This is a genomic window from Armatimonadota bacterium (genome assembly GCA_036504095.1).
Taxonomy (GTDB): Bacteria; Armatimonadota; DTGP01; order JAKQQT01; family JAKQQT01; genus DASXUL01.
The window spans coordinates 1-20,637 of sequence record DASXVS010000045.1 but is presented as its reverse complement, the minus strand read 5'-3'; the positions used below and the strand labels follow the sequence as shown (position 1 = coordinate 20,637).

The 20,637-nt window shown below is 62.9% G+C and carries 17 protein-coding genes; 2 read left to right on the top strand and 15 right to left on the bottom strand.

Features of this window, described 5'->3' with window-relative positions; all coding sequences use genetic code 11:
* Window positions 1–46: 46 nt before the first annotated feature.
* The 12 genes from VGM51_09945 to VGM51_09890 form a co-directional block, all read right to left on the bottom strand.
* The gene (locus tag VGM51_09945; protein ID HEY3413361.1) at window positions 47–484 is read right to left on the bottom strand and encodes a transposase; all 438 of its coding nucleotides are present in this window, start codon (window positions 482–484) and stop codon (window positions 47–49) included.
* Between the two features lie 174 nt (window positions 485–658).
* Complete coding sequence (locus VGM51_09940; GenBank protein HEY3413360.1) at window positions 659–1,732, bottom strand: glycoside hydrolase family 172 protein; 1,074 nt, start codon at window positions 1,730–1,732, stop codon at window positions 659–661.
* A complete protein-coding gene (locus tag VGM51_09935) occupies window positions 1,716–2,402 on the bottom strand; it encodes a DUF1361 domain-containing protein (GenBank protein HEY3413359.1) in 687 nt (228 codons plus the stop codon). The genes VGM51_09940 and VGM51_09935 overlap by 17 nt, the downstream gene beginning before the upstream one ends.
* A gap of 36 nt (window positions 2,403–2,438) precedes the next feature.
* Complete coding sequence (locus VGM51_09930; GenBank protein HEY3413358.1) at window positions 2,439–2,966, bottom strand: DUF721 domain-containing protein; 528 nt, start codon at window positions 2,964–2,966, stop codon at window positions 2,439–2,441.
* An 85-nt stretch (window positions 2,967–3,051) separates the two neighbouring features.
* Window positions 3,052–4,227 carry an NADH-quinone oxidoreductase subunit D gene (locus VGM51_09925; protein HEY3413357.1) on the bottom strand — a complete coding sequence of 392 codons (1,176 nt, stop codon included), beginning with the start codon at window positions 4,225–4,227 and terminating at the stop codon, window positions 3,052–3,054.
* A gap of 85 nt (window positions 4,228–4,312) precedes the next feature.
* Complete coding sequence (locus VGM51_09920) at window positions 4,313–5,365, bottom strand: NADH-quinone oxidoreductase subunit C (GenBank protein ID HEY3413356.1); 1,053 nt, start codon at window positions 5,363–5,365, stop codon at window positions 4,313–4,315.
* A 51-nt stretch (window positions 5,366–5,416) separates the two neighbouring features.
* Window positions 5,417–5,980 carry an NADH-quinone oxidoreductase subunit B family protein gene (locus VGM51_09915; protein ID HEY3413355.1) on the bottom strand — a complete coding sequence of 188 codons (564 nt, stop codon included), beginning with the start codon at window positions 5,978–5,980 and terminating at the stop codon, window positions 5,417–5,419.
* A 59-nt stretch (window positions 5,981–6,039) separates the two neighbouring features.
* Complete coding sequence (locus tag VGM51_09910; GenBank protein ID HEY3413354.1) at window positions 6,040–6,435, bottom strand: NADH-quinone oxidoreductase subunit A; 396 nt, start codon at window positions 6,433–6,435, stop codon at window positions 6,040–6,042.
* Window positions 6,436–6,462: 27 nt separating this feature from the next.
* Window positions 6,463–6,867 carry a F0F1 ATP synthase subunit epsilon gene (locus tag VGM51_09905; GenBank protein ID HEY3413353.1) on the bottom strand — a complete coding sequence of 135 codons (405 nt, stop codon included), beginning with the start codon at window positions 6,865–6,867 and terminating at the stop codon, window positions 6,463–6,465.
* Between the two features lie 6 nt (window positions 6,868–6,873).
* Window positions 6,874–8,295, bottom strand: a complete 1,422-nt coding sequence (gene atpD, locus VGM51_09900) for a F0F1 ATP synthase subunit beta (GenBank protein ID HEY3413352.1) — start codon at window positions 8,293–8,295, stop codon at window positions 6,874–6,876.
* Between the two features lie 165 nt (window positions 8,296–8,460).
* The gene (locus VGM51_09895) at window positions 8,461–8,958 is read right to left on the bottom strand and encodes an Hsp20/alpha crystallin family protein (protein ID HEY3413351.1); all 498 of its coding nucleotides are present in this window, start codon (window positions 8,956–8,958) and stop codon (window positions 8,461–8,463) included.
* Between the two features lie 125 nt (window positions 8,959–9,083).
* Window positions 9,084–10,235 carry a mandelate racemase/muconate lactonizing enzyme family protein gene (locus tag VGM51_09890; GenBank protein HEY3413350.1) on the bottom strand — a complete coding sequence of 384 codons (1,152 nt, stop codon included), beginning with the start codon at window positions 10,233–10,235 and terminating at the stop codon, window positions 9,084–9,086.
* A gap of 197 nt (window positions 10,236–10,432) precedes the next feature.
* Here VGM51_09890 and VGM51_09885 point away from each other — a divergent pair, with 197 nt between their 5' ends.
* Window positions 10,433–12,553, top strand: coding sequence for a right-handed parallel beta-helix repeat-containing protein (locus VGM51_09885; protein ID HEY3413349.1), 2,121 nt, complete (start codon window positions 10,433–10,435; stop codon window positions 12,551–12,553).
* Between the two features lie 68 nt (window positions 12,554–12,621).
* Here VGM51_09885 and VGM51_09880 read toward each other — a convergent pair whose 3' ends face one another.
* The 3 genes from VGM51_09880 to VGM51_09870 all read right to left on the bottom strand — a co-directional run bounded on the left by VGM51_09880 (window position 12,622) and on the right by VGM51_09870 (window position 15,322).
* The gene (locus VGM51_09880; GenBank protein HEY3413348.1) at window positions 12,622–12,972 is read right to left on the bottom strand and encodes a hypothetical protein; all 351 of its coding nucleotides are present in this window, start codon (window positions 12,970–12,972) and stop codon (window positions 12,622–12,624) included.
* A gap of 207 nt (window positions 12,973–13,179) precedes the next feature.
* Window positions 13,180–14,505 (bottom strand): hypothetical protein, encoded by a 1,326-nt coding sequence (locus tag VGM51_09875; GenBank protein ID HEY3413347.1) that lies wholly within the window; start codon window positions 14,503–14,505, stop codon window positions 13,180–13,182.
* A gap of 13 nt (window positions 14,506–14,518) precedes the next feature.
* Window positions 14,519–15,322: a hypothetical protein gene (locus VGM51_09870; GenBank protein ID HEY3413346.1), complete on the bottom strand. Its 804-nt coding sequence runs from the start codon at window positions 15,320–15,322 to the stop codon at window positions 14,519–14,521.
* A gap of 153 nt (window positions 15,323–15,475) precedes the next feature.
* Between VGM51_09870 and VGM51_09865 the strand changes: the two genes are divergently transcribed.
* The gene (locus VGM51_09865) at window positions 15,476–20,443 is read left to right on the top strand and encodes an alpha-2-macroglobulin family protein (protein ID HEY3413345.1); all 4,968 of its coding nucleotides are present in this window, start codon (window positions 15,476–15,478) and stop codon (window positions 20,441–20,443) included.
* Window positions 20,444–20,637 lie beyond the last annotated feature (194 nt).

Sequence of the window (20,637 nt, the reverse complement as noted above, 5' to 3'; positions counted from 1 at the left end):
AGCGCGGGCGCCCTCGCCCGCATCCGAACGTATCAATCCATCGCCCCTAAGGGACAAACGTATCAAACGCTGACCAAACCCATTCGTACGCCTCGCCTTCACCCACGAGTCCCTTCCTAACGGGATTCTGCAGGATGTAGCTCGCCGCCGCGAGAACACTCTCCTCGCGACGAAGCAAACGGTCGTAGTATTCCGGTTCCCATACCCGCCCCGATCGCCCCAGGGATTTGTTGACCGAATGTGCGGATGCGCCCTTGATCCCTTGCATAATCTCGGAGAGCCCGAAAGGGACGCCATCGGGACCCTCCAACGGGCTGAACAGGAGGTGGACGTGATCAGGCATGACGACTGCCGCGTGCGCGGTTAGCCGAATCCCGTTATCGTGAAGGCAGTACTTCAGGACGGTTGACCTGACATCCTGTGGCAGAACCCACCGACCGTCTGTACAAAATGTGACGATCACAGGGATGCCGCCACGCAGCATGTGAGGAAGCCTTCGGCGCCGGTCCAGTTTGGCCGCACTTGGGGTGCGAGGTGCGGATTTGGGGTCGGGTTCCATCGGATGTGTCCGGTAGCAATTGGCGGTTGCGATTTAGCGGGCGAGGGCGCCCGCGCTACGTGAACGGGCGAGGGCGCCCGCGCTACTTTGCGGCGCCTCTCACTTCCCCGTCCGCTGGTACTCCGGCTCGCCTTCCACGGGGCCGAGGTCGGCCACTCGGGCTTCATAGTCCGGCATCAGCGGCAGCGGTTCGTTGCCGTCCTGATACCAGAACGCGGCGGCGCACCAGTCGTCCTGCCGCTCCGCGAGTACCCCCTGCCCGTTCTCATCGATGCCACCGCCCAACTGCTGCATTTCCACGCGGATGTCCGTGTGAAAGAAAAGCGGGTCAGGGATGTGGAAGCGGTAGAACGAAACGAGGTTGTACTGCGGCGACACGGAGGCGACAAACGGGCAGCCGGCGTACAGGGCGAAATGCTGGCCGATACCCCACGCGGAGCAGGCGTAGTCCTCCGCGCCGGTGCCGCAGATGGTGGGAAGGGTGGTGTCGCCGTCCAGGTATGCCTTGAACTCGCCTTCGCCCCACCAATCCGGTTCCAGCACGCGAACGCCGACAGTGCAGCCGAGGAAGCGGCCCTTGCCATTGCGCGCCGGCAGTATCTGGAAATCACACTTCCGGGTGGTGGGATTTTCGCGGCGAAATGCGGCGTGGAACCGTCCCATATCCGGCGTCACCGCATCGCCCAGGGTGTAATCCACGTAATAGAAGACCATATCGGTGGCTTCCGGGCCTTCGTTGGTGAGGGTGATGCGGCAGCCATTGGAGAACGGCATCGGGAAGTACGCGTTCAGGCCGGAACCCTCCTGCATGCTCTGCATGGCGTTCACGAAGTGCGGAGTGCGGCCGTGGGCGCATCCGAAGAAGTCTCCGATCGGGCATTCCACGCTGGGATGGGGCATACCGTCCCACCAGGCACGGATCACCAGGCCCCGAAGGCGCCGCGGGTCCAGCATGCACGTCATCCAGATGTGGCGGATCTGGCCGCTTCCCTCCGCGACGCACAACTCGACTTCCTCGCCCGGGTCCAGCGATTTCTGCGCGAACCCCTTGCGGCCGGGGCCGAGGTTGGAAGCCGCGGTGCCGCCGCCGCCACGCTTTCCGCGCGGGTTCTCAAACGACGCACAGCGCGTCTCGAGATCCGAGAGCCTTGCCAGGTCACTGCTGTTCCACATTTATGGTTTCCCCCTGATGAACCGATCCGGGCGCGCCGGATCGCTGTTTCACGCGATAGGCAAGGCCGTCGGCGATCAGGTCGCCGAGCCAGTACAGCAGCCAGAGCAGCACGGCGAAGACGACGACCGCCTCCATCAGGCGGAAGCGGCCAAACGCCTGGACCGTCTCGTCCCACACGTGGAAGGGTCGGTGCAGAATATCCCACGAGTTCAAACGGACGATGAGGCCCAGGTAAACGCCGAAGGACATTAGGAAGAAGAACGGCGCGCCCGGTATCCAGCCCGGCACACGGAGGCGGCGCAGCAGTTGGTGGATCGGCCGTATGGCCAGGATGAACGCGGCCGCGCCGATGCCGCTGTAGAGCAGGAAGAACAGCCCCCATTTCGCCACGTTCAGCATCTCGGCCGGGTCCTGGTCCGCACGGGCGAGCAGGCTCGGCATCTGGTCGTCCATCAGGAAGTGGCGCCACTCCGTGAGGAGGTAGCACGTGTTCGGCAGAAACACGAACCAGACGGCCAGGAGCGGCAGCCATGCCGCCAGGGGGATCGTGCGGCGGCGGATCGAAAACTGGGTGGCGCCGATGGAGATCACGTACCCCGTAACCACCGGGATGGCGGCGAGGAAGACGTTCCAAAGCACCCAATGCCACGCGTCAAGGTCCCATATCATCGAAATTGAGTCTCCACAAGCGTGGCCCTAGCAGGCTTAACGAGAGCAGAATGGGCAGCGGTCGCGCCCCGGATCCATTGGGCCCGAGCAGACAGGGCATATTCCCGACCGATCCGGCCGCGCCATCATGCGCTCGGCCAGCCCGCCGATCACCGCGCCGGCGTCCGGTTCCAGGCGCGCCGCAAGGTCCGCCACCAGCTTTCTCTCGTCCGCGGTAAGCGTCTTCGGCAACCGGTCGGGCGCCGGTTCGTCCGGCCTTCGCGTCGGGAGGCGCTTCACGCGAAATCGGATATCGGTGACTGCCTCGATACCGATCGCGGCGTTGATCCCGGCGATCAGGTTCGGGCGGAGCATCGACAGTTCCTGCGACCACGCGCTGGACGGCGTAAACACCCAGAGGACGCCGTCACGCACGATGTCGGCCCGGGTAACCGACGCAACGGCAGGTCCCGCGACGCGGTCCCACACGTTGACCGCCTGCGCCGCCTTCACCCCCTGTTCAAGGTGATAGTGCTTCAGGCCCTCGTTAATAAGCCCCGACAGCGTTGTGAAACCTGGTCTCATCTTCCGAATGAAAAGGAAATGAGGCGATGGGGAAATGGGGAAATGACCGGATCATTTCCTCGTTTCCCTATTTCCTTCAGTCCGCCTATCGGTCGACGTCGCCGAGGACGATGTCGATGCTCCCGAGGATGGCGATTGTGTCGGCGATCTTCCAGCCGATCGCCATCGGGGACATCGCCTTCAGGTTGCAGAACGAAGGCGCGCGAACGTGATAGCGATAGGGGCTCTGGCTCTTGCCGTCGCTCACCAGATAGCCGCCCAGCAATCCACGCGGGCTCTCCACGCGACTGTACGCTTCGCCCGCCGGCGGCTTGATCATCTTGCCCACCTTGCCCATGATCGGGCCCTCGGGAATCTGATCCAGTGCCTGCAACAGGATGCGGCGCGACTGTCGCATCTCCTCAAGACGGACGAGATAGCGCGCGAAGCAGTCGCCCTCGGGCCGCGTGGGGATGTCGAATTCAAAACGATCGTAGACGGAGTATGGCTCCGCGCGCCGGACATCGAAGTCGAGGCCGGAGCCGCGGATCATCGGGCCGGAACAGCTGAGATCGATCGCCTTGTCCAGCGGAAGGACGCCAACCCCCTGTGTCCGGAAGAGGAATATCTGATTGCCGGTAAGCAGGCGATCGCACTCGTCCATCAGGACCGGGAACCCGCCGTGCGCCGCATCGCCGCCGGCATCGACGGCGTACCGCCCCGATCCGTTCAGCCAGTGGCGTATGTTCTGCCCCCACGACTCATCCGGAATATCCCAAGCGACCCCGCCGATACGCATGTACGAGAACGTCATGCGAGCGCCGCAGATCTCCTCGAACATCCGCATCAGATGCTCGCGTTCGCGGAAGCAATAGAGGAAGACGGTCTGCGCGCCAAGGTCCATCGCGAATGTTCCGAGCCAGACGAGGTGCGACGAAATGCGGTTGAGTTCCATCACGATGACGCGGAGGTATTCCGCCCGCTCCGGAACCTCCAGGTTCATCAGCCTCTCAACGGCCTGAACGTACACCTGGTTGTTCATCATCGCGGCGAGGTAGTCGTCGCGGTCCGTCAGGGTAACGTATTGCGGATAGGTGCGCTTCTCCGCCAGTTTCTCACTGCCGCGATGCAGATAACCCATGTGGAGGGTGCATTCAGTGATGACCTCGCCTTCGAGGCGGACCATCAGGCGGAGCACGCCGTGCGTGCTTGGGTGCTGCGGCCCCATATTCACATAGAGTTCGCCGGCGCGCTCGCCGGGCTCGGTATCCAGCAACGGCATCTAATAAAGTCCTCCGCAAGCCCGCCAGGCGGGGCCCGCGTACCCGGTATTTGCCAGTCGGGCACGGAGGCCCAACGTACCGGGGTCAGTCAATGAACGTATAATCCTTGCGGAGGGGATGCCCCTCCCAGTCGTCCGGCGTCATAATGCGCCGCAGGTCGGGATGCCCCTCAAACACGATCCCGAACAGATCCCAGATCTCGCGCTCGTCCCAATCGGCCCCCCCATAGAGATGGGTGACAGTCGGCAGGGACGGCGCCCCGGTACGCGGTAATTCGGCGTGCAGAATCACCGACTTCGTGAGGTCCGAGACGTTGCTTAACACGTAGACCACGCGGAATTTACCCTCGGCGATCAGGTCCACGGCGGTCACGGTGTCCGGGAAATTGAAGCCCTGCTCCTTGCAGTACGCCGCGACATCCGCAATCCGCGATGCCTCGACCGTCACGCGAGGTGTCTTGACCGACAGGCCAGTGTCCAGGATGGCGGGTCCGAATCGCTCGCGGAAGCCGCCGATCAAAGCTTCCTGCTCGGGCGTCATGGTTGGGGGCGCTGGCGCGGCCGGAGGTGCGGGTCTCGGCGCCGCCGGCGCCGGGGCGGGCGCGGCGGCCACAGGCGCCGCGGGAGAAACCGCGGGCGGGACGGCCGCCGGCGCACCGCTCTTCATGGCGGCCAGTTTAGCCTGAGCCTCGACGTCGCCCTCCTCGGCGGCCTTGCGCAGCGCGATCATCTCGCGGGCGCTGACCTTCTTCCTGGGCTCGCCTTCCGCAGGAGGCGCGGCGGGTGCCGGAGGAACCACCGGGGCGGCCGGAGCAGCCGATTTCATCGCGGCCAGTGTGGCCTGAGCTTCGGCGTCGCCTTCCTCGGCGGCCTTGCGCAGCGCCATCATCTCGCGGGCGCTGACCTTCTTCCTGGGCTCGCCTTCCGCAGGAGGCGCGGCGGGCGCCGGGGGCGTTAATGGCGGGGCCGGAGCAGCCGATTTCATGGCGGCCAGTGTGGCCTGAGCATCGGCGTCGCCTTCCTCGGCGGCCTTGCGCAGCGCCATCATCTCGCGGGCGCTGACCTTCTTTCTGGGCTCGCTGCCCGGCGCGGGTGTCCCGGCGTCGGGGCTAACGCTGTTTTGTGTTTCGTCGTTCATTGGCTCGGTACTATGCCGTCAAGCGATGAGGCCGCGTTACGCGGCTCCCGGCTAAGCGGCGTTGCGGAACTGGCGCGCTTCGTCTTCCGTCAACACGCGCCCCTCTTCATCCACCACGATGGGCGGTGCGCCGGACTCGTGGCGCTCCTGGGAAGTGGCGAAGTATTTCCGAGTCCGAATATGATCCTGAAGCTTCAAAATGCCGTTCAGCAGCGCTTCGGGGCGCGGCGGGCAGCCGGCGACGTATACGTCCACCGGCACGACAAGGTCAACCCCTTTCAGGACGGCATAGGAGTCGAAGTATGGCCCCCCCGCCGTGGCGCACGCCCCCATGGCGATGACCCATTTCGGCTCCGTCATTTGATCGTAGAGCAGTTTGACGCGCGGCGCCATTTTCTTCGTGACGGTGCCCGCCACGATCATGCAGTCGGCCTGCCTCGGGGTGGCGCGGAAGAAGATCCCAAAACGGTCCAGATCGTACTTGGCGGCGCCCGTGGCCATCATCTCGATAGCGCAACAGGCCAGGCCGAACGTGAGGGGCCAGATGCTGTTGGACTGCGCCCAGTTGAACAGGGCATCGACGCCGGTCTGAATGATCTTCGTCGCACCGCCCATGGCGGGCGCCGCGCTGCCGGCGCGCTGAAATGGCGATTGCTCCGCGGGATCGATACGAATCAGGTCCACTTGAACACACCCTTCCTCAGCGCATACAGCCAACCAACGCCCAGAAGGGCGACAAAGACGGCGCCCTCGGCAACGCCCATCCAGCCCAGGCCCATGGAGTGCAGATTGCGCATCACAAGCGCCCAGGGGGCCAGAAACACCGTATCAATGTCAAACACCACGAACAGCAGGGCAAAGATGTAATATCCAACGTGAAATTGCGTCCAGGCCGTCCCAACGGGCGCCTCGCCGCACTCGTAGGTCGTCCCGCGGGCGACGGACTCATCCAACCGGCTTCGGCGGCGAACCGCGTAGGACAGCATCAAGGTGATCGCGATGAACGCGATACCGAGGATGATGAAGAACGCTACGTATTTGTAGTCCGAAGTTGTACCTATAGGTTCCATTCTCTATATCCTGCCCTCAAACGCTCGTCAGCGCCGGGCCGTGTCCACGCGATTGAGCGCTCTGGAAAGGGCCGCCTCAGCCCGCGAAATATCGATGTCCGCTGACCGCTCGCCCAACCTCAGACGCGCCCGCTTGAGGGCCTCTTCCGCGCGGGCGACATCGATGTCGTGACGAAGCTCCGCGGAGTCCGCCAGTACCGTCATGGTGTTGTTGCGCACCTCGGCGAAGCCGCCGGAAACGGCCATCACGGTCACGGAGTCCGCTTCATCAGTCGCCGTCAGGCGTCCCACGCCCACCTCGGCGAGCATCGGGGCGTGATGGGCGAGAACGCCGAAATAGCCATCGCCGCCGGGGGCCATAACGGACACCACCTGCGCATCGAGGACCGTCCTCTCCGGCGTCACTACTGTCAACTGAAACTTATCGGGCATGGGCCGTTAGTCCACCTGGAGAGTCTTCGCCTTTTCGACGGCTTGCTCGATACTTCCAACGTTGAAGAATGCCTGCTCGGGAAGGTCGTCGTGCTTGCCGTCCAATATCTCCGCAAATCCCTTCACGGTGTCCCCGATAGTTACGAACTGACCGGAAACGCCGGTGAAGACCTCCGCCACAAAGAACGGCTGGCCCAGGAAGCGCTGGAGTTTTCGGGCCCGCGAGACAGTGATCTTGTCATCGTCGCTCAATTCGTCCGCCCCGAGGATCGCGATGATGTCCTGGAGTTCCTTGTAGCGTTGCAGAATCCGCTGAACGCCGCGGGCCACGCGGTAATGCTCCTCGCCAACGATTCGCGGGTCCAGGATGCGGCTGGTCGAGACCAGCGGGTCGACGGCCGGATAGATACCCAGCTCGGCAATGCGCCGCTCCAGATATGTCGTCGCGTCCAGGTGGGCGAACGTCGTGGCCGGCGCCGGGTCCGTCGGGTCATCGGCCGGGACGTAGATCGCCTGAATGGAAGTGACCGAGCCTTTGCTTGTGGACGTGATGCGTTCCTGCAGCGCGCCCATCTCGGTTGCCAGCGTCGGCTGGTACCCAACAGCGCTTGGCATCCGGCCGAGGAGCGCGGAAACCTCGGAACCTGCCTGCGTGAATCGGAAGATGTTGTCCACGAAGAGGAGGACGTCGCGCTCCTCCACATCCCGGAAATATTCCGCCATCGTCAGCGCCGAAAGCGCGACGCGCTGGCGGGCGCCCGGCGGCTCGTTCATCTGGCCGAAGACCATGGCGGTCTTATCGATAACCCCGCTCTCCTGCATTTCCAGCCAGAGGTCGTTGCCTTCGCGGGTGCGCTCGCCAACGCCGGCGAAAACGGAGTAGCCGCCATGCTCCTGGGCGATGTTGCGGATCAGTTCGGTGATCAGGACGGTCTTGCCGACGCCCGCCCCGCCAAACAGGCCGATCTTGCCGCCGCGGGCGTACGGGCACAGGAGGTCAACAACCTTGATGCCCGTCTCGAACTGCTCTGTGCTGGTGGACTGCTCGGAATAGGAGGGAGCCTGGCGGTGGATCGGATTGCGCTGCGTCGTCTCGGCGGGACCCCGCTCGTCAATCGGCTCGCCCAGCAGGTTCCAGACGCGGCCCAGCGTTTTCGGACCAACGGGGACGGTGATGGGCCCGCCGGTATCGACGGCTTTCATGCCTCGAACAAGGCCATCGGTGCTGCCCATCGACACGCAGCGTACGACGTCGTTTCCGAGCATCTGGGCCACTTCGACGACTAGTTCGCGGGGGCCGGTGGAACCGCCGCTGGCGTCAGACGCAAGCGGGATAATCACGGCGTTCTGAATCTCGGGCAGGGCGTCGGACGGGAACATCACATCCACCACCGGCCCGATGATCTGGAGCACTTTTCCGGTTGCCAATACAGGGACCTCCAACGGCACTAGGCGATAACAACGATTAATAGTATAGCACACCCCGCGAGCACGAATCGGGACGCTCCCGAGTGCTGGGAGCGGTTGACAGAACGGGGAAGCGGAAAAGGATTCTCCGCTTCCCCGTAAGCATCAGGCGTCGGAAATCGCGCCTTATCCGACGCTCACCTTGATCGACCGGGTCTTCGCGGTCTCCACCTTCGGCAGAGTAACCTCGAGAACGCCATCCTTGTAGTCGGCCTTCACGCCGGAAGCATCGATGTGCGCCGGCAGGGTGTAGGCGATCCGGAAGGTGCCGAAGCCGATATTCCGAACGTGGTAAATTTCGTTCTTATCTTCCTCGCGAGCCTTTCGCTCTCCCTGAATGGTGATGGTGTCGCCGGTCACTTCCAGGTCAAGATCGTCCCGGTTGATGCCCGGTAGCGTTGCACAGAGCACGTACGCCTCCGGCGTCTCCAAGATATCCACCGCAGGCTGGATGGTGCTTGGAGTTACGCTGAAAGGCGAAAACGGAATTTCCCCGAACCATCTACCGAACAAGTCGTCCATGTTTCGGCGAAGGTCGCCGAAGTCGGGTCCGTTGATGAGACGGGCAGCGGGGGAAACGGTGATGCGGGCCGGACTGTTACCCGCGCGGTTGAGATTCGACATTTTTGAAAACCTCCCTGGTTAGAAGATCTCCGGCGCTGTCGTGCCGGTTGTTTACATCCGGATTTTACCACACGTCTTGGCACTCCGTCAAGCAGAGTGCCAAAATTTGCAGGGCAATCACCAGGTTATACCGGCCGCATTCCGAGGCTGATGTAGGGCTCGCCGCTGTACGGGTGGCCGCGGACCCAGTCCATATCTATCTGCAGGCCAAGGCCCGGTCTGTCCGGCGGTAAGAGGTTCCCCTCGTGCCATTTGAGGGAGTCCGGCGCGAGGTCCCCCATCAGTGGATTGTACGTGACATCCAGTTCCAGAATGGGGGCGTTGGCGGTCGCGGCCACCAGGTGCAGGTTCGCGACAGTCGTGACGATGTCGCCGGATGTATGAGGCGCCCAAAGCGCATTGAACGACGCGGCCATCGCCGCGATCTTCCGGACCTCGGTGAATCCGCCCGCCCGGGCGACATCGGCCTGTGCAACCTGGATCCCCTGTGCGGCGAGAAGGTCGCGGAACGGGAAGCGCGTGTAAAGGTTCTCACCGGATGCGATCCGGATGTCCGTGCTCTGGCTCAGGCGGACGTGGCCGTCGATGTCGTCGATGCTGATCGGCTCTTCAAACCAGTAGATGCCGAAGCCTTCCATCTCGCGGGCCATGCGGATGGCGTTATCCACGCGAAACGCCATATCGGCGTCCACCAGAATGTCCATATCCGGTAGCGCTTCGCGAACTTCCTCGATGATGCGCAATTCGCGTTCGGGGTCGTCGCCGATCTTGATCTTGATCGCCGTGAAGCCCTCGCGCGACCTCCGCTGCGCCTCCTCGACGGCCTGATGTGGATCCATGTGCCACGGGAATGAAGACGCGTACGGGCGAACCGAGTCCTGTGCGAATCCCCCGAACAGCTGGTACAGGGGGATCCCCAGCGCCTTCCCCTTGATGTCCCAGAGCGCGATATCGATGCCGGACAGAGCGGCGATGCCCACGCTGCGCGAGCCCAATGTGCGCATCAGGGAGCCGTAGTAAAGGGTCTCCCACATCTTCTCGGTCTGAAACGGATCGCGCCCGATATACTCCGGCTGCAGGACCTTGTTCACCACGGCCGAGCAGACATCCAGATCGTACGCATCGGAGCAGGAGCCGTAGCCCGTGATGCCGTCGTCGGTCGTGACTTCGATGAGACACATTTGGCGGGCCAGGCGATAACCGGCGCCGCTCTGCGTGCGGAAGCCTTCCGGAATGGGAACGTGAATCAGATAGGGTGTAATCGAGGTGATTTTCATGGGTGGGTTTGGCGCGCGGTTGGGATGGCCCGGCGCGCCGTCATGATAGCACGACCGCAATAGCGGTTGCCCTGGGGTGTTCTGCCAGCCGGCGAACAGATGATTCGAGCGGAGGGCGTCGCCCTGCCTGTGATATAATGACGGCAACTGGACAGCATCAGACCGAACAGCCCTACCGAAGACGAAGGAGTCCAATAGTGCCGTACATCTGCACCCCGCAGCCGCTCCGCGCGGTAATCCGCGCGCTCCCCCTCGCTCTCCTGCTCCCCACGGCCGCTTGGGGGAAGGTAGTCTACGTGAACAAAAATGCGCCTGGCATCATTACCGATGGCGCCTCCTGGCCGACCGCATTCAAGTCGGTCCAGGCTGGCATCGACTCAGCGCTAAGCGGCGACGAAGTGTGGGTGGCCGGTTCGGCACCCGCTGCTCCGGCCTACGTCGAAGCCATCGTCCTCAGGAGCGGCGTCCCGTTGTACGGCGGGTTCGCGGGCACCGAAACCGAGCGCATCCAACGAAACTGGAAGACCAACGTCACCATAGTGGACGGCAACGGTAGCGCCACCACCGACACGATCACGTCATACTCCCAGGATACCGTGGTGGACGGGTTCACCATCCGCAACGGTCGAAGGGGCGTATACGTTTACAGCGGAGGTGCCACGACGGTCGCCAATAGTGCCATCAGCGGTTGCATTTACGGAGTCTATGGGAACCACGGCCGGGCTGCCATCACGAACTCCATCATCAGCGGCAACTCCTCCACCGGCATCTCGCTGTACATCGACAGCTCGGTAACAGCCATCAATTGCACCATCTGCGCCAACTCCCTTGCAGTTAACGTATACTCGGGCGGGGCGACGCTCACAAACTGCATCGTGGCGTTCAACGGAGCCGGCATCTCTCGCAGCGACCGCTTCCAACCCGTTACCTTGTCACACAGCGACGTGTATGGCAGCGCCGCCGCCAACTTCATCAACGTCACTGATCCATCCGGTTCCGCGGGAAATATTAGTCAGGATCCGAAGTTAACCAACTCGTACCACGACATTCACATACAACCCCGTTCACCGTGCGTTGACACCGGAGACGATGCCGTGGCTCAACCGGGCTGGACCGACATCGACGGTCAGCCACGGATCATCGGAGCCCATGTGGATATCGGTTCCGACGAGAGCGACGGAACGGCCTGGACGGTTCCATCCCGCACCTGGTTTGTCAAACCCACGGGAGACGACGGGAACGATGGGACCTCGTGGGGCAACGCCAAGAAGACCATCGGGGGAGCGATAGTCGTTGCGAAGGGAACGGACGAGTTGTGGATAGCGAGCGGAGTATACCGGGAGAACGTGAGCGTCCCTCCGGGCGTAAGCGTCTTCGGCGGATGGGCGGGAACAGAGACCTTCAAGCTTCAACGAGACTGGAAGACGAATATCTCCGTACTGGATGGCGGCGGAACCACAAGTTCCAGCGTAGTGACGTCGCAGTTCGTGGGAAGCGCGCTGGATGGCTTTACTGTCCGCAACAGTGCCAATGGAATTTCCGTGCCTTCCGGCATCATGACCATCGCCAACTGCTCGATCAGCGCAACCTCCGCCGATGGCTATGGGATCAACGTGGACTATGGCACGGCGAACGTCGCCTACTGCACCATTGGTGGTGGGGCGTCGAGAGGCGTCTACGTACACTACGGCTCGGTGAACGTCTCCAACTGCGCAGTCATCGGAAGCGCCAAAGACGGCATCAACGTGCTCGCGGGCACGGCGCGCATCGCCAGCAGTACCATCGCAGGATTCTCCAACGGCATCACCGTTAGCTCGTCCTCGGCCTCGGCGACAGTCACCAACTGCATTGTGGCTTTCAATCGCATCGGCATTAGCGCTAGTCACGCCACTCTCTCGTATAACGATTTCTACGGCAATACCTTCACCAACTACTGGACCATCCCAGACCCAACCGGGACCGACGGCAACATCAGCGAGGATCCGCTGTTCGGCAGCCAGACCGACGGAGACTTCCGCTTGCAGGCCGAATCGCCCTGTATCGATGCCGGCGATAACGCGTCTGTGGAGGGTGGGCAGCACGAACTGGACGGCAAGCCACGAATCATCGGCGCGGTTATTGATATGGGAGCCTACGAATTCGGGGCAAACTATTATGTTGCTGCCGACGCCGTGAAAGCGCTTCAGATTTCTGCTGGAGTGGAAGCAGGCCCGCCCGACAGCGCGCGCTGGAACGTATCTACGTCGAATCCCGGAATCGATATCATCGATGGCGTTCGAATCGCCCGAAAGGCCACTGGACTGGACACAAACCCCTGAGTGGGAATAATGAGCGATGAATGCCGGCCGAGGAGCCCGGCATTCATCGCCCATCGTCTCCCGCTGCCTCACACCACCATCACGAACATCGTCCCCTCTTCCCAGCCGCGCAAGTCCGCGCCAAGTGCCCGCATAATCGAAATGCCGTATCCGCCTTCACCGTCCGGTTTGTGCGAGTGGTAATCCACGATGCCGCCCCCGTGGTCGTAGGCGACGAGAAGCGACGGCAGTTCCACGATCTGGACATCCTTGCGGGTACAGTGCTCCCGCACGTTCGCCAGGAACTCCCGCAGGGCGGCGCACGCCTCGGCGCCAACGTGATGCGCCACGTGATGGGTGAGTTCACGTATCTGCAAGGCGTCGTCCACATCGACTGTGAACGCGCTTGCCAGTACCGGCGATGGATGCAGTTCTACCATTCAGACGGCTTTCGAACCGGGGGCAATATGGCCCGAATACTCGTTCCACAGCCTCGGCGCGGCCTGGAGGTAAGAATGTCTCTATTTGCCGACTCGCGGGGATAGACAATGCCTGCATCCTTTCACCGATTCGCTGAACCATGGGGCGACCCCAAAAAGGCGGGGAGCCCGTAAAGGACTCCCCGCCTGCCCGCTTTGGTAATCGAGTTACGACTGTGCCGGAGGCATCGGGCGCGGCGCCGGCCGGGGTTGCGGCGGCGCGGGAGCCGCTGGGGCAACGGGGGCGGGAGCGCCATCGGCGTCCTGCATCGATCCCTGCACAAGTTGCGCGGCCAGCATCATCTGGACGACCTTGGTGATGTCTCCGGCCGTCTCGCTGGCGGCGCCGTCACCGCCGCCTCCGCTGAAGGTGACCAGCCGCGCCTTCGACAGCGCATCGGCGATCCCCGGAGCGATCTGCGGCACCATTTCGAGCTGCTTCAGTGTAAGGTACATGCCACCGCCGGCCGCCGCCTCGTTGACCTTCTTGATGGCGTCCGCCTGCGCCTCGGCAACCGTGCGGATCCTGACCGCTTCGGCCATCGCGCGGGCTTCGGCTTCGATCTTCACGCGCTCCGCGTCCGCGGTGGCCTGAGCGATCTGGGTCGCCCTCAACTCGGCGGTGCGCTGAACGGCGAGGCTATCCTGCTTCTTCGCTTCAGCCTGGGCGATGAGGGCCGCGTTGTTCGCCCTCGTCTGGTCAAGTTCGCGTTCTTTATCCGAGATCGCCTGCTGGGCACCCAACTGCGCTTCACGGGCGCGCCGCTCCTGAACGGCGGTCACGATATCGGCGTTGGCCTTGGCTTCAACGGCGCTCTGGCGGCGGCGGGCCTCCGCCACTTCGCTCTGGACTTCCTTGATGTTCAACGAGTTGAACACGAGGCCCAGGTCGTGAAGCTCGCGGGAACACGCCTGTTTGATGATGATCGCCAGGCTGTCATCTTCCTCGGTTTCCTGTTCCGGCGGGAGCATGCTGCTCAGGCTCGGCGTCGGCACCGTTGCGGTTTTGCCGGGCTCGCCCGGTGTCCGGGTGCTGTACAACTGGTCGTGGTTCAGCAGGTTGACAGCCCGGCGGCCGGCCGAACTCAGCAGGTCGCTCAAGGTGCTCAACTGCTCCATGTCCGGCTTCGAGAAGAAGCGGTTGGCGGCCGTCAGGATGGTCTGGTCCGTGTCGCCGACGCTTACGATGGCGGAGGCGAGGACGCGAACCTTGATAGGCTTTGGAATCCCGTTGGCGTCCAGGTCCGCCGTCTGGTCATTGATGTCGATGTCGATGTTGATGGCCTTGCTGGGGATGCTGGTGCTCGTGGTCAGGATGGGAACCTCCCATGCCTTGCCCGGTCCACGGTATATCTTGACGCCGCCGCCATACCAGGACACCAGTCGAATGGTACCGGCGTCTACCCGGGTGAGAAACATCTGGGCGATAACGGGCAGCACTACGAACAGGAAGACGATTACGCCGATGACGAGCGGCCAAATGTTGTCTTGCATTACTACGTTTCTCCTATAGGTTTGCGACGGAATCCGGCTTGGACACGAGGACGCTGTTGTCCTCATCCGCGCGTTCCACGAAGAGCGTATCGCCTCTTCGCACGCGTCCGCGCGAGGTCCCCGGTATCAGGCGAGCAAGGACGTCGCGGTCCTGGCCGTCCACCGTTAAGCGCACGAGGCCTCGGCCCCGCGCGTTGAATGAGGTTACGGCGATCGCTTTCGTGGCGACCGCGCCCTGGAGGTTGGTCCCGGGTGTGCTGGCAAATCGGAATATCCATTCCCAATAGGGGCGGACCAGGAACCGCTCGAAGACAATCGCGTTGGCGACGGCGATCGCGGCGGTCCACTCCATTGGAAGGTTCAGCCAACGGCCGAACACGATCCCCGCGAGCCCGAAACCTATCATCAGCGAGAAAACGGTTATGGGAGACGGTATGAGCCAGAACGGAGCCTTGACAACGTGTTCCGCCGCCGCGCCGTGACCCGCTTGCGCAGCGTCCCCGTGCCCAACGTGGGCCACATCACCGTGGCCGATGCCGGCATGCCCCGCATCACCGATGTGCCCGATGCCGGCGTGCCCCGCGTCACCGATGTGCCCGATGCCGGCGTGCCCGGCGTCACCGATGTGCCCGATGCCGGCGTGCCCGACGTCACCGATATGCCCGATGCCGGCGTGCCCCGCGTCACCGATGTGGCCGAGATCCAGGCCGTGGCCGCCGACGTGGTGCCCCATTGAGCCATGACCAAGTTGCAGGCCCGCCATACTCACAAGCCCAACACATCCGATGGCAAGGCTGCCTTCGAAAAGTCCCAGCATAGTTCCCCCCTCCGTGTTGCCATACGCGACCCCTCGGCAATGAGTTACACCCCGCCTATAATTTTCCTCAGCATTATATGGTGCGCTATTGAAGGTCTCGCCGCACCCGCGTGTCACATAGTACGAAACTTCCGGAATGAAGGAGAAAAGCATATGAACCGCGGGTCTCAATTCAGCCTCTGTATGGTGCCAATCGGCCTCGCCCTGCTGGCGGCTTCCGCCTACCGCCCGGTCGTACAGGCGGCGCGAACCGATGGACTGACGCTCGACTTGCGCGGCGCACCCATCGAGGATTCCCTGGGAGTCGTGCTGGGCAACCGTGAGATCGCCTACAACACCGACGCGCTGCGGCGCGCCCGGCCGGTGACCATCACCCTGAAAGACGTGGCGCCGAAGGAAGCGGTTGCGGCGATTTCGCGCGCGGCGCGGGTTCCGATCACGCTGACAGACAAGGAAGTCGTCGTGGGACCGGAGGACCGCAGTATTCCGCCCGCGCCGCAACTGGATACCCGCCTCTACGGCCAGACCCAGTTCCTCCCGAACAGCGTCGCCGCATTGCGTGTCGTGGCGTTGCGCCATGAGGATTCGGCCCCGGTGAACGGCGCATCCGTTCTGGTCACGCTCACCCGCAACGCCGAACCAGGCCCGAAGGGCTCGCCGGGCTTCGCCACCACGGTGTACCAGGGCAAGACGGACGCGTCCGGGACCGCCGGAGCCTCGTTCCGGATGCCTAACCTGCCGGCCGGCAGCTACGGCCTCAGCGTAACCACAGTCGCTCTCGGCGAGCGCGATCGCGTGACGCAGGGCATCACCATCGCGCCGTCGGCGCAGGTACTCCTCACTACGGATAAGCCCGTTTACCAGCCCGGACAGGTCATCCACATCCGGGCCCTCGCCCTGAGCTCGCCGGATCGTTCCGCCGTGGCCGGCGCGGATGGCGTTATCGACGTCCGCGACGGCAAAGGCAACATGGTCTTCAAGCACCGCGATCGCTCTTCGGCCTACGGCATCTTTTCCGCCGATTTCCAGTTGGCGAACGAACTGAACATGGGCGGCTTCAAGGTGACCGCGACGATCGCCGGAGTGAGCCAGGAGAAGACCGTCACCGTAGACCGGTACGTTCTTCCCAAGTATAAGGTGGGGTTCAAACCGGACAAGACCTGGTATCGGCCGGGCGACACGTTGACGGGCGCCATTTCCGCCCAGTACTTTTTCGGCAAGCCGGTAGCCGGCACAGTTAAGGTAGCGCTTTCGACATTCGACGCCGGTTTCAATCAGTTCGCAGAGGTCAACGGTACGCTGGACAACAGCGGCCACTTCCGCGTGGAGCAAAAGCTGCCGGAATTCTTCGCCGGTCAGCCGCTCGAACAGGGCAACGCATTCGTGAAGGCGGAGATCACCGTTACGGACACCGCGGACCACGATGAGAAGGCGACCTCCAACGTACCGGTTGCGGCGCAAGCGATCAAGGTGACGATCGTACCGGAGTCCCCGACGCCGGTCCCCAACGTGGAGAACCGGGCGTACATTGTGACCTCCGCTCCCGACGGCTCGCCGGTGAAGACGCAGTACCACCTCTCACTCGGGGGAGGTTTCTCCACGAGCACGATTGACGGGGAAACCGACGATTCGGGCGTCGCGCTGGTTCGCTACTCCGTTCCCTCAACAGCCCAGGGGCTGCAGGTCACGGTGAGGGATGCCAATGGCGCTACCGGCGCGGCTACTGCGGCGCTCAACGCACCGGACGCTGAGGCGATCCTGCTGCACGCGGACGGCGCGCTGAACAGGGTAGGCGAAACGCTCCACCTGACCGCCATCAGCCCGCAGGGCAAATCCCCAGTGTATTTCGACATCATGCGTAACCGGCAGACCGTGTTGACCAAGACGGCCGAACTCGAGGCCGGGCGCGCGGAAGTGTCCGTCAGCCTCGGGCCCGATCTGTCCGGCACGCTCGAGATTCACGCTTATCGCATCGGACACGACGGCAATATCCGCCGCGACACCCGCGTGGTCTACGTCGATCCCGCGAATGATCTGCGCATTGCGGCAACACCGGATAAGGAAACCTATCTCCCCGGCGAGCCCGCGAAGGTCCGTTTCGCCGTGACGGGTCCCGACGGGCGTCCGCGCCCGTCTGCACTGGGAGTCAGTATCGTGGATGAGAGCGTCTTCGCCCTCCAGGAGATGCAGCCCGGGATGGAGAAGGTGTATTTCCTCCTGGAAAAGGAGATACTGGAACCCCGGTACGAAATCCACGGTATGTCGCCTTCCGAGATCGTCCGTCCGGTGCCGACGGGCGCCGTGGGCGCGGTCCGCCAGCGTGCCGCGGGCGCGTTGTTCGCGTCGTTGCCACGGCGCGACGATGCCGTCGCAATGCTCGCGGATTCATATCCCGCGAAGCTCGCCGCCGCTCGCGAACGCGGGTTCAACCTCGTCGCCGATGACGCCGAGGCGATCCGACAGGCAATGAATGCTTACGAGAAGGCGCACAAGGCCTACCCGACGCTGTCCGGCGACGCGCTGATGGTTCTCGTTCTGGACGGTCGCCTCGCCCGTCCAAAGACAATTGATCCGTGGAAACACGACTATACCATCTCGGCTGTCAGCCAGTCTTACAAAGACGGCTTCACCCTCCACTCGTTCGGCCCGGACGGCAAAGCCCACACAGAAGATGATATCGACATCTACGTTTGGCTCAGCCAGAGCGTGAAGGACACGATGTTCAGGGACCGCGATCAGATGGCTTGGGCCGCGAGAGGCGGGGGCTTCGGCGGCCGTGGTTTCGGCGGGGTGCGCCGAGGCATGGTAGTCGATGGCGCCGTCGCTTTCGACCGACCGGCAGCTGCCCCCATGCCGATGCTCCTGGGATTAGAAAAGAACAGGCTGGTACCGGAGGGCATCAAGACAGCGTTCGCGTATCAGGAAGACAACTCCGCCGTTACCGCCGCGCCGGCGCGAGTTCGCGAGTACTTCCCGGAAACCCTGCTGTTCCAGCCTTCGCTGATCACCGACAACAACGGCCGCGCATCGTTGGATGTGCCGATGGCGGACAGCATCACCACGTGGCGTCTTACGGCGATGGCCTCCACCCGAAACGGCGCCATGGGCTCCGTCACCGCGCCAATGCGCGTATTCCAGGACTTCTTTGTGGACATCAACTTCCCCGTTCAACTCACGCAGGGCGACGAAGTCTCCGTGCCCGTGTCGGTCTACAACTACCTGCCTCGCGCGCAGAAAGTCACCCTCACCGCCGATAAGGAGGGCTGGTTCCAGTTGATGGACGACGCCGCCAAGACTGTGAGCCTCGGGCCGAACGAGGTGAAGGGCGTCAAGTACCGCGTCAAGGTAACCGGCCTGGGGTTCCAGAAACTGACGATCCGCGCCCAGGGTACCTCCCGTTCGGACGCCGTCCGCCGCGAAGTCGAAGTCATTCCGAATGGCAAGCGGGTCGAGCAGGCGTTCAATGGTCGCCTCACCGAAACGGTCCACCAGACCGTCCGCATTCCGGAGGGCAGCGTCGCCGGCGCCAGCAACATCCTGGTGAAGGTCTACCCGGGAGTGTTCAGCACCGTCGTCGAGGGTATGGACAACATCTTCCGGATGCCGTTCGGCTGCTTCGAGCAGACCTCGTCAACCACGTATCCAAACGTGCTCGTTCTGGATTACATGAAGCGGACGAACAAGATAACACCCGAAATCCGGATGAAGGCCGAGCAGTACATCAACCTCGGCTACCAGCGCCTGCTTTCCTTTGAAGTTCAGGGCGGAGGGTTCAGCTGGTTTGGAACGCCGCCCGCAAACAAGGTCCTCACGGCATTCGGCCTGCAGGAATTCGCAGACATGTCCGGCGTGTGGGACGTCGATAAAAACGTCCTCTCGCGGACGCAGGTCTGGGAAGCGTCACAGCAGAACCCGGACGGCAGTTGGGCGCCGGACGCCAACTATATCGATGAAGGTCTCGGACCGATGTGGAAGAGCAACCTCCTCGCCACCGCTTACGTGACCTGGGGGCTGGCCGAGAGCAACCGCATCGTGGACGGCGCTCCCGGCACCGCCGGGAAGGGCGTCAACTACCTCAAGACTCACCAGAGCGAAGCGCTTGACGCCTATGCGCTGGCCATCCTGGCTAACGCAATGCTCACCGCCGCCCCCAACGACCCCGCCGGCACAACAATCACCGACCGCCTGGTTAAGGAACGCACCGATGACCCGAATGGCATGACCTACTGGAAAACCGGCCAGGCCACGGTTACTTTCGCGGGAGGCGACTCAGCCAACATCGAAACGACGGCCCTGGCGGCGTTGGCCTGCATCAAATCCGGCCGGTATCCCGACGTGGTCGGCCGCGCCCTGAACTGGCTCATCTCCAAACGTGACCCCAGCGGAACGTGGGGAAGCACTCAGGCCACCATCCTCACCCTCCGAGCGCTTCTCGCCGGGCAGGGCGCCCAGGTGCACAAGGGCTCCGCCACGATCAAGGTCCTCGTCAACGGATCCGAGGCCGGCACGGTCAAGGTAACCGATGACAATGCGGACGTGATGCAGCAGGTTGACTGCAGGGAGTACGTCCGCGCGGGTGACAATGACGTTGAACTCCAGGTTTCAGGCGAGGGACAGATGATGTACGGCATCTCCGCTTGGCACTACACGCCGTGGGGCGGCCAGGGAGCCGAAAAAGGCCCGCTAGACATCGAGGTCAAATACGACCGGACGCAACTGGCCGTCAATGAGACGCTGAAGGCCGACGTCAAAATCACGTTCACCCCGCCGGTGATGCTTGCCGGTGAACTGGTCGGAATGGGGATCCGCAACCTCCCGCCGGCGAAATACGCGAACATGGTCGTCGTCGATCTCGGCGTGCCGCCTGGATTCGTCGTCGATCAGAACGATCTGATCGGCCTCGTCGAGGCGAAGACGATCACGCGGTTCGAACTGACTGGACGCCAGATCATCCTGTACTTCGACCGCATCGAGGCGAACAAGCCGGTGACCTTCTCCGTTCACATGGCTGCGCAATACCCGCTGCGCGCTCAGACGCCGCAAAGCGTCGTGTACCAGTACTACAACCCCGGCATCCGGGCGACTGCCTCGCCGGTCGGCCTGCAAGTGACCGACAAGTAAGGAAACAAGGTGATTAGCAAATGGGGAAACGATCCATCCGGACGTTTCCCCATTTCAGGCTGGGTCGCAACTTGATCGGGTTTTCGGTTTTTGTCGATCAAATTGTGTGGTCATATCCCGTTTCGCCGTTAATCCGATTGGTGGCTATCAGTTGAACGCGTTCCGAGGAGGTGGCAGGGTTGCTTGAGCGGTCC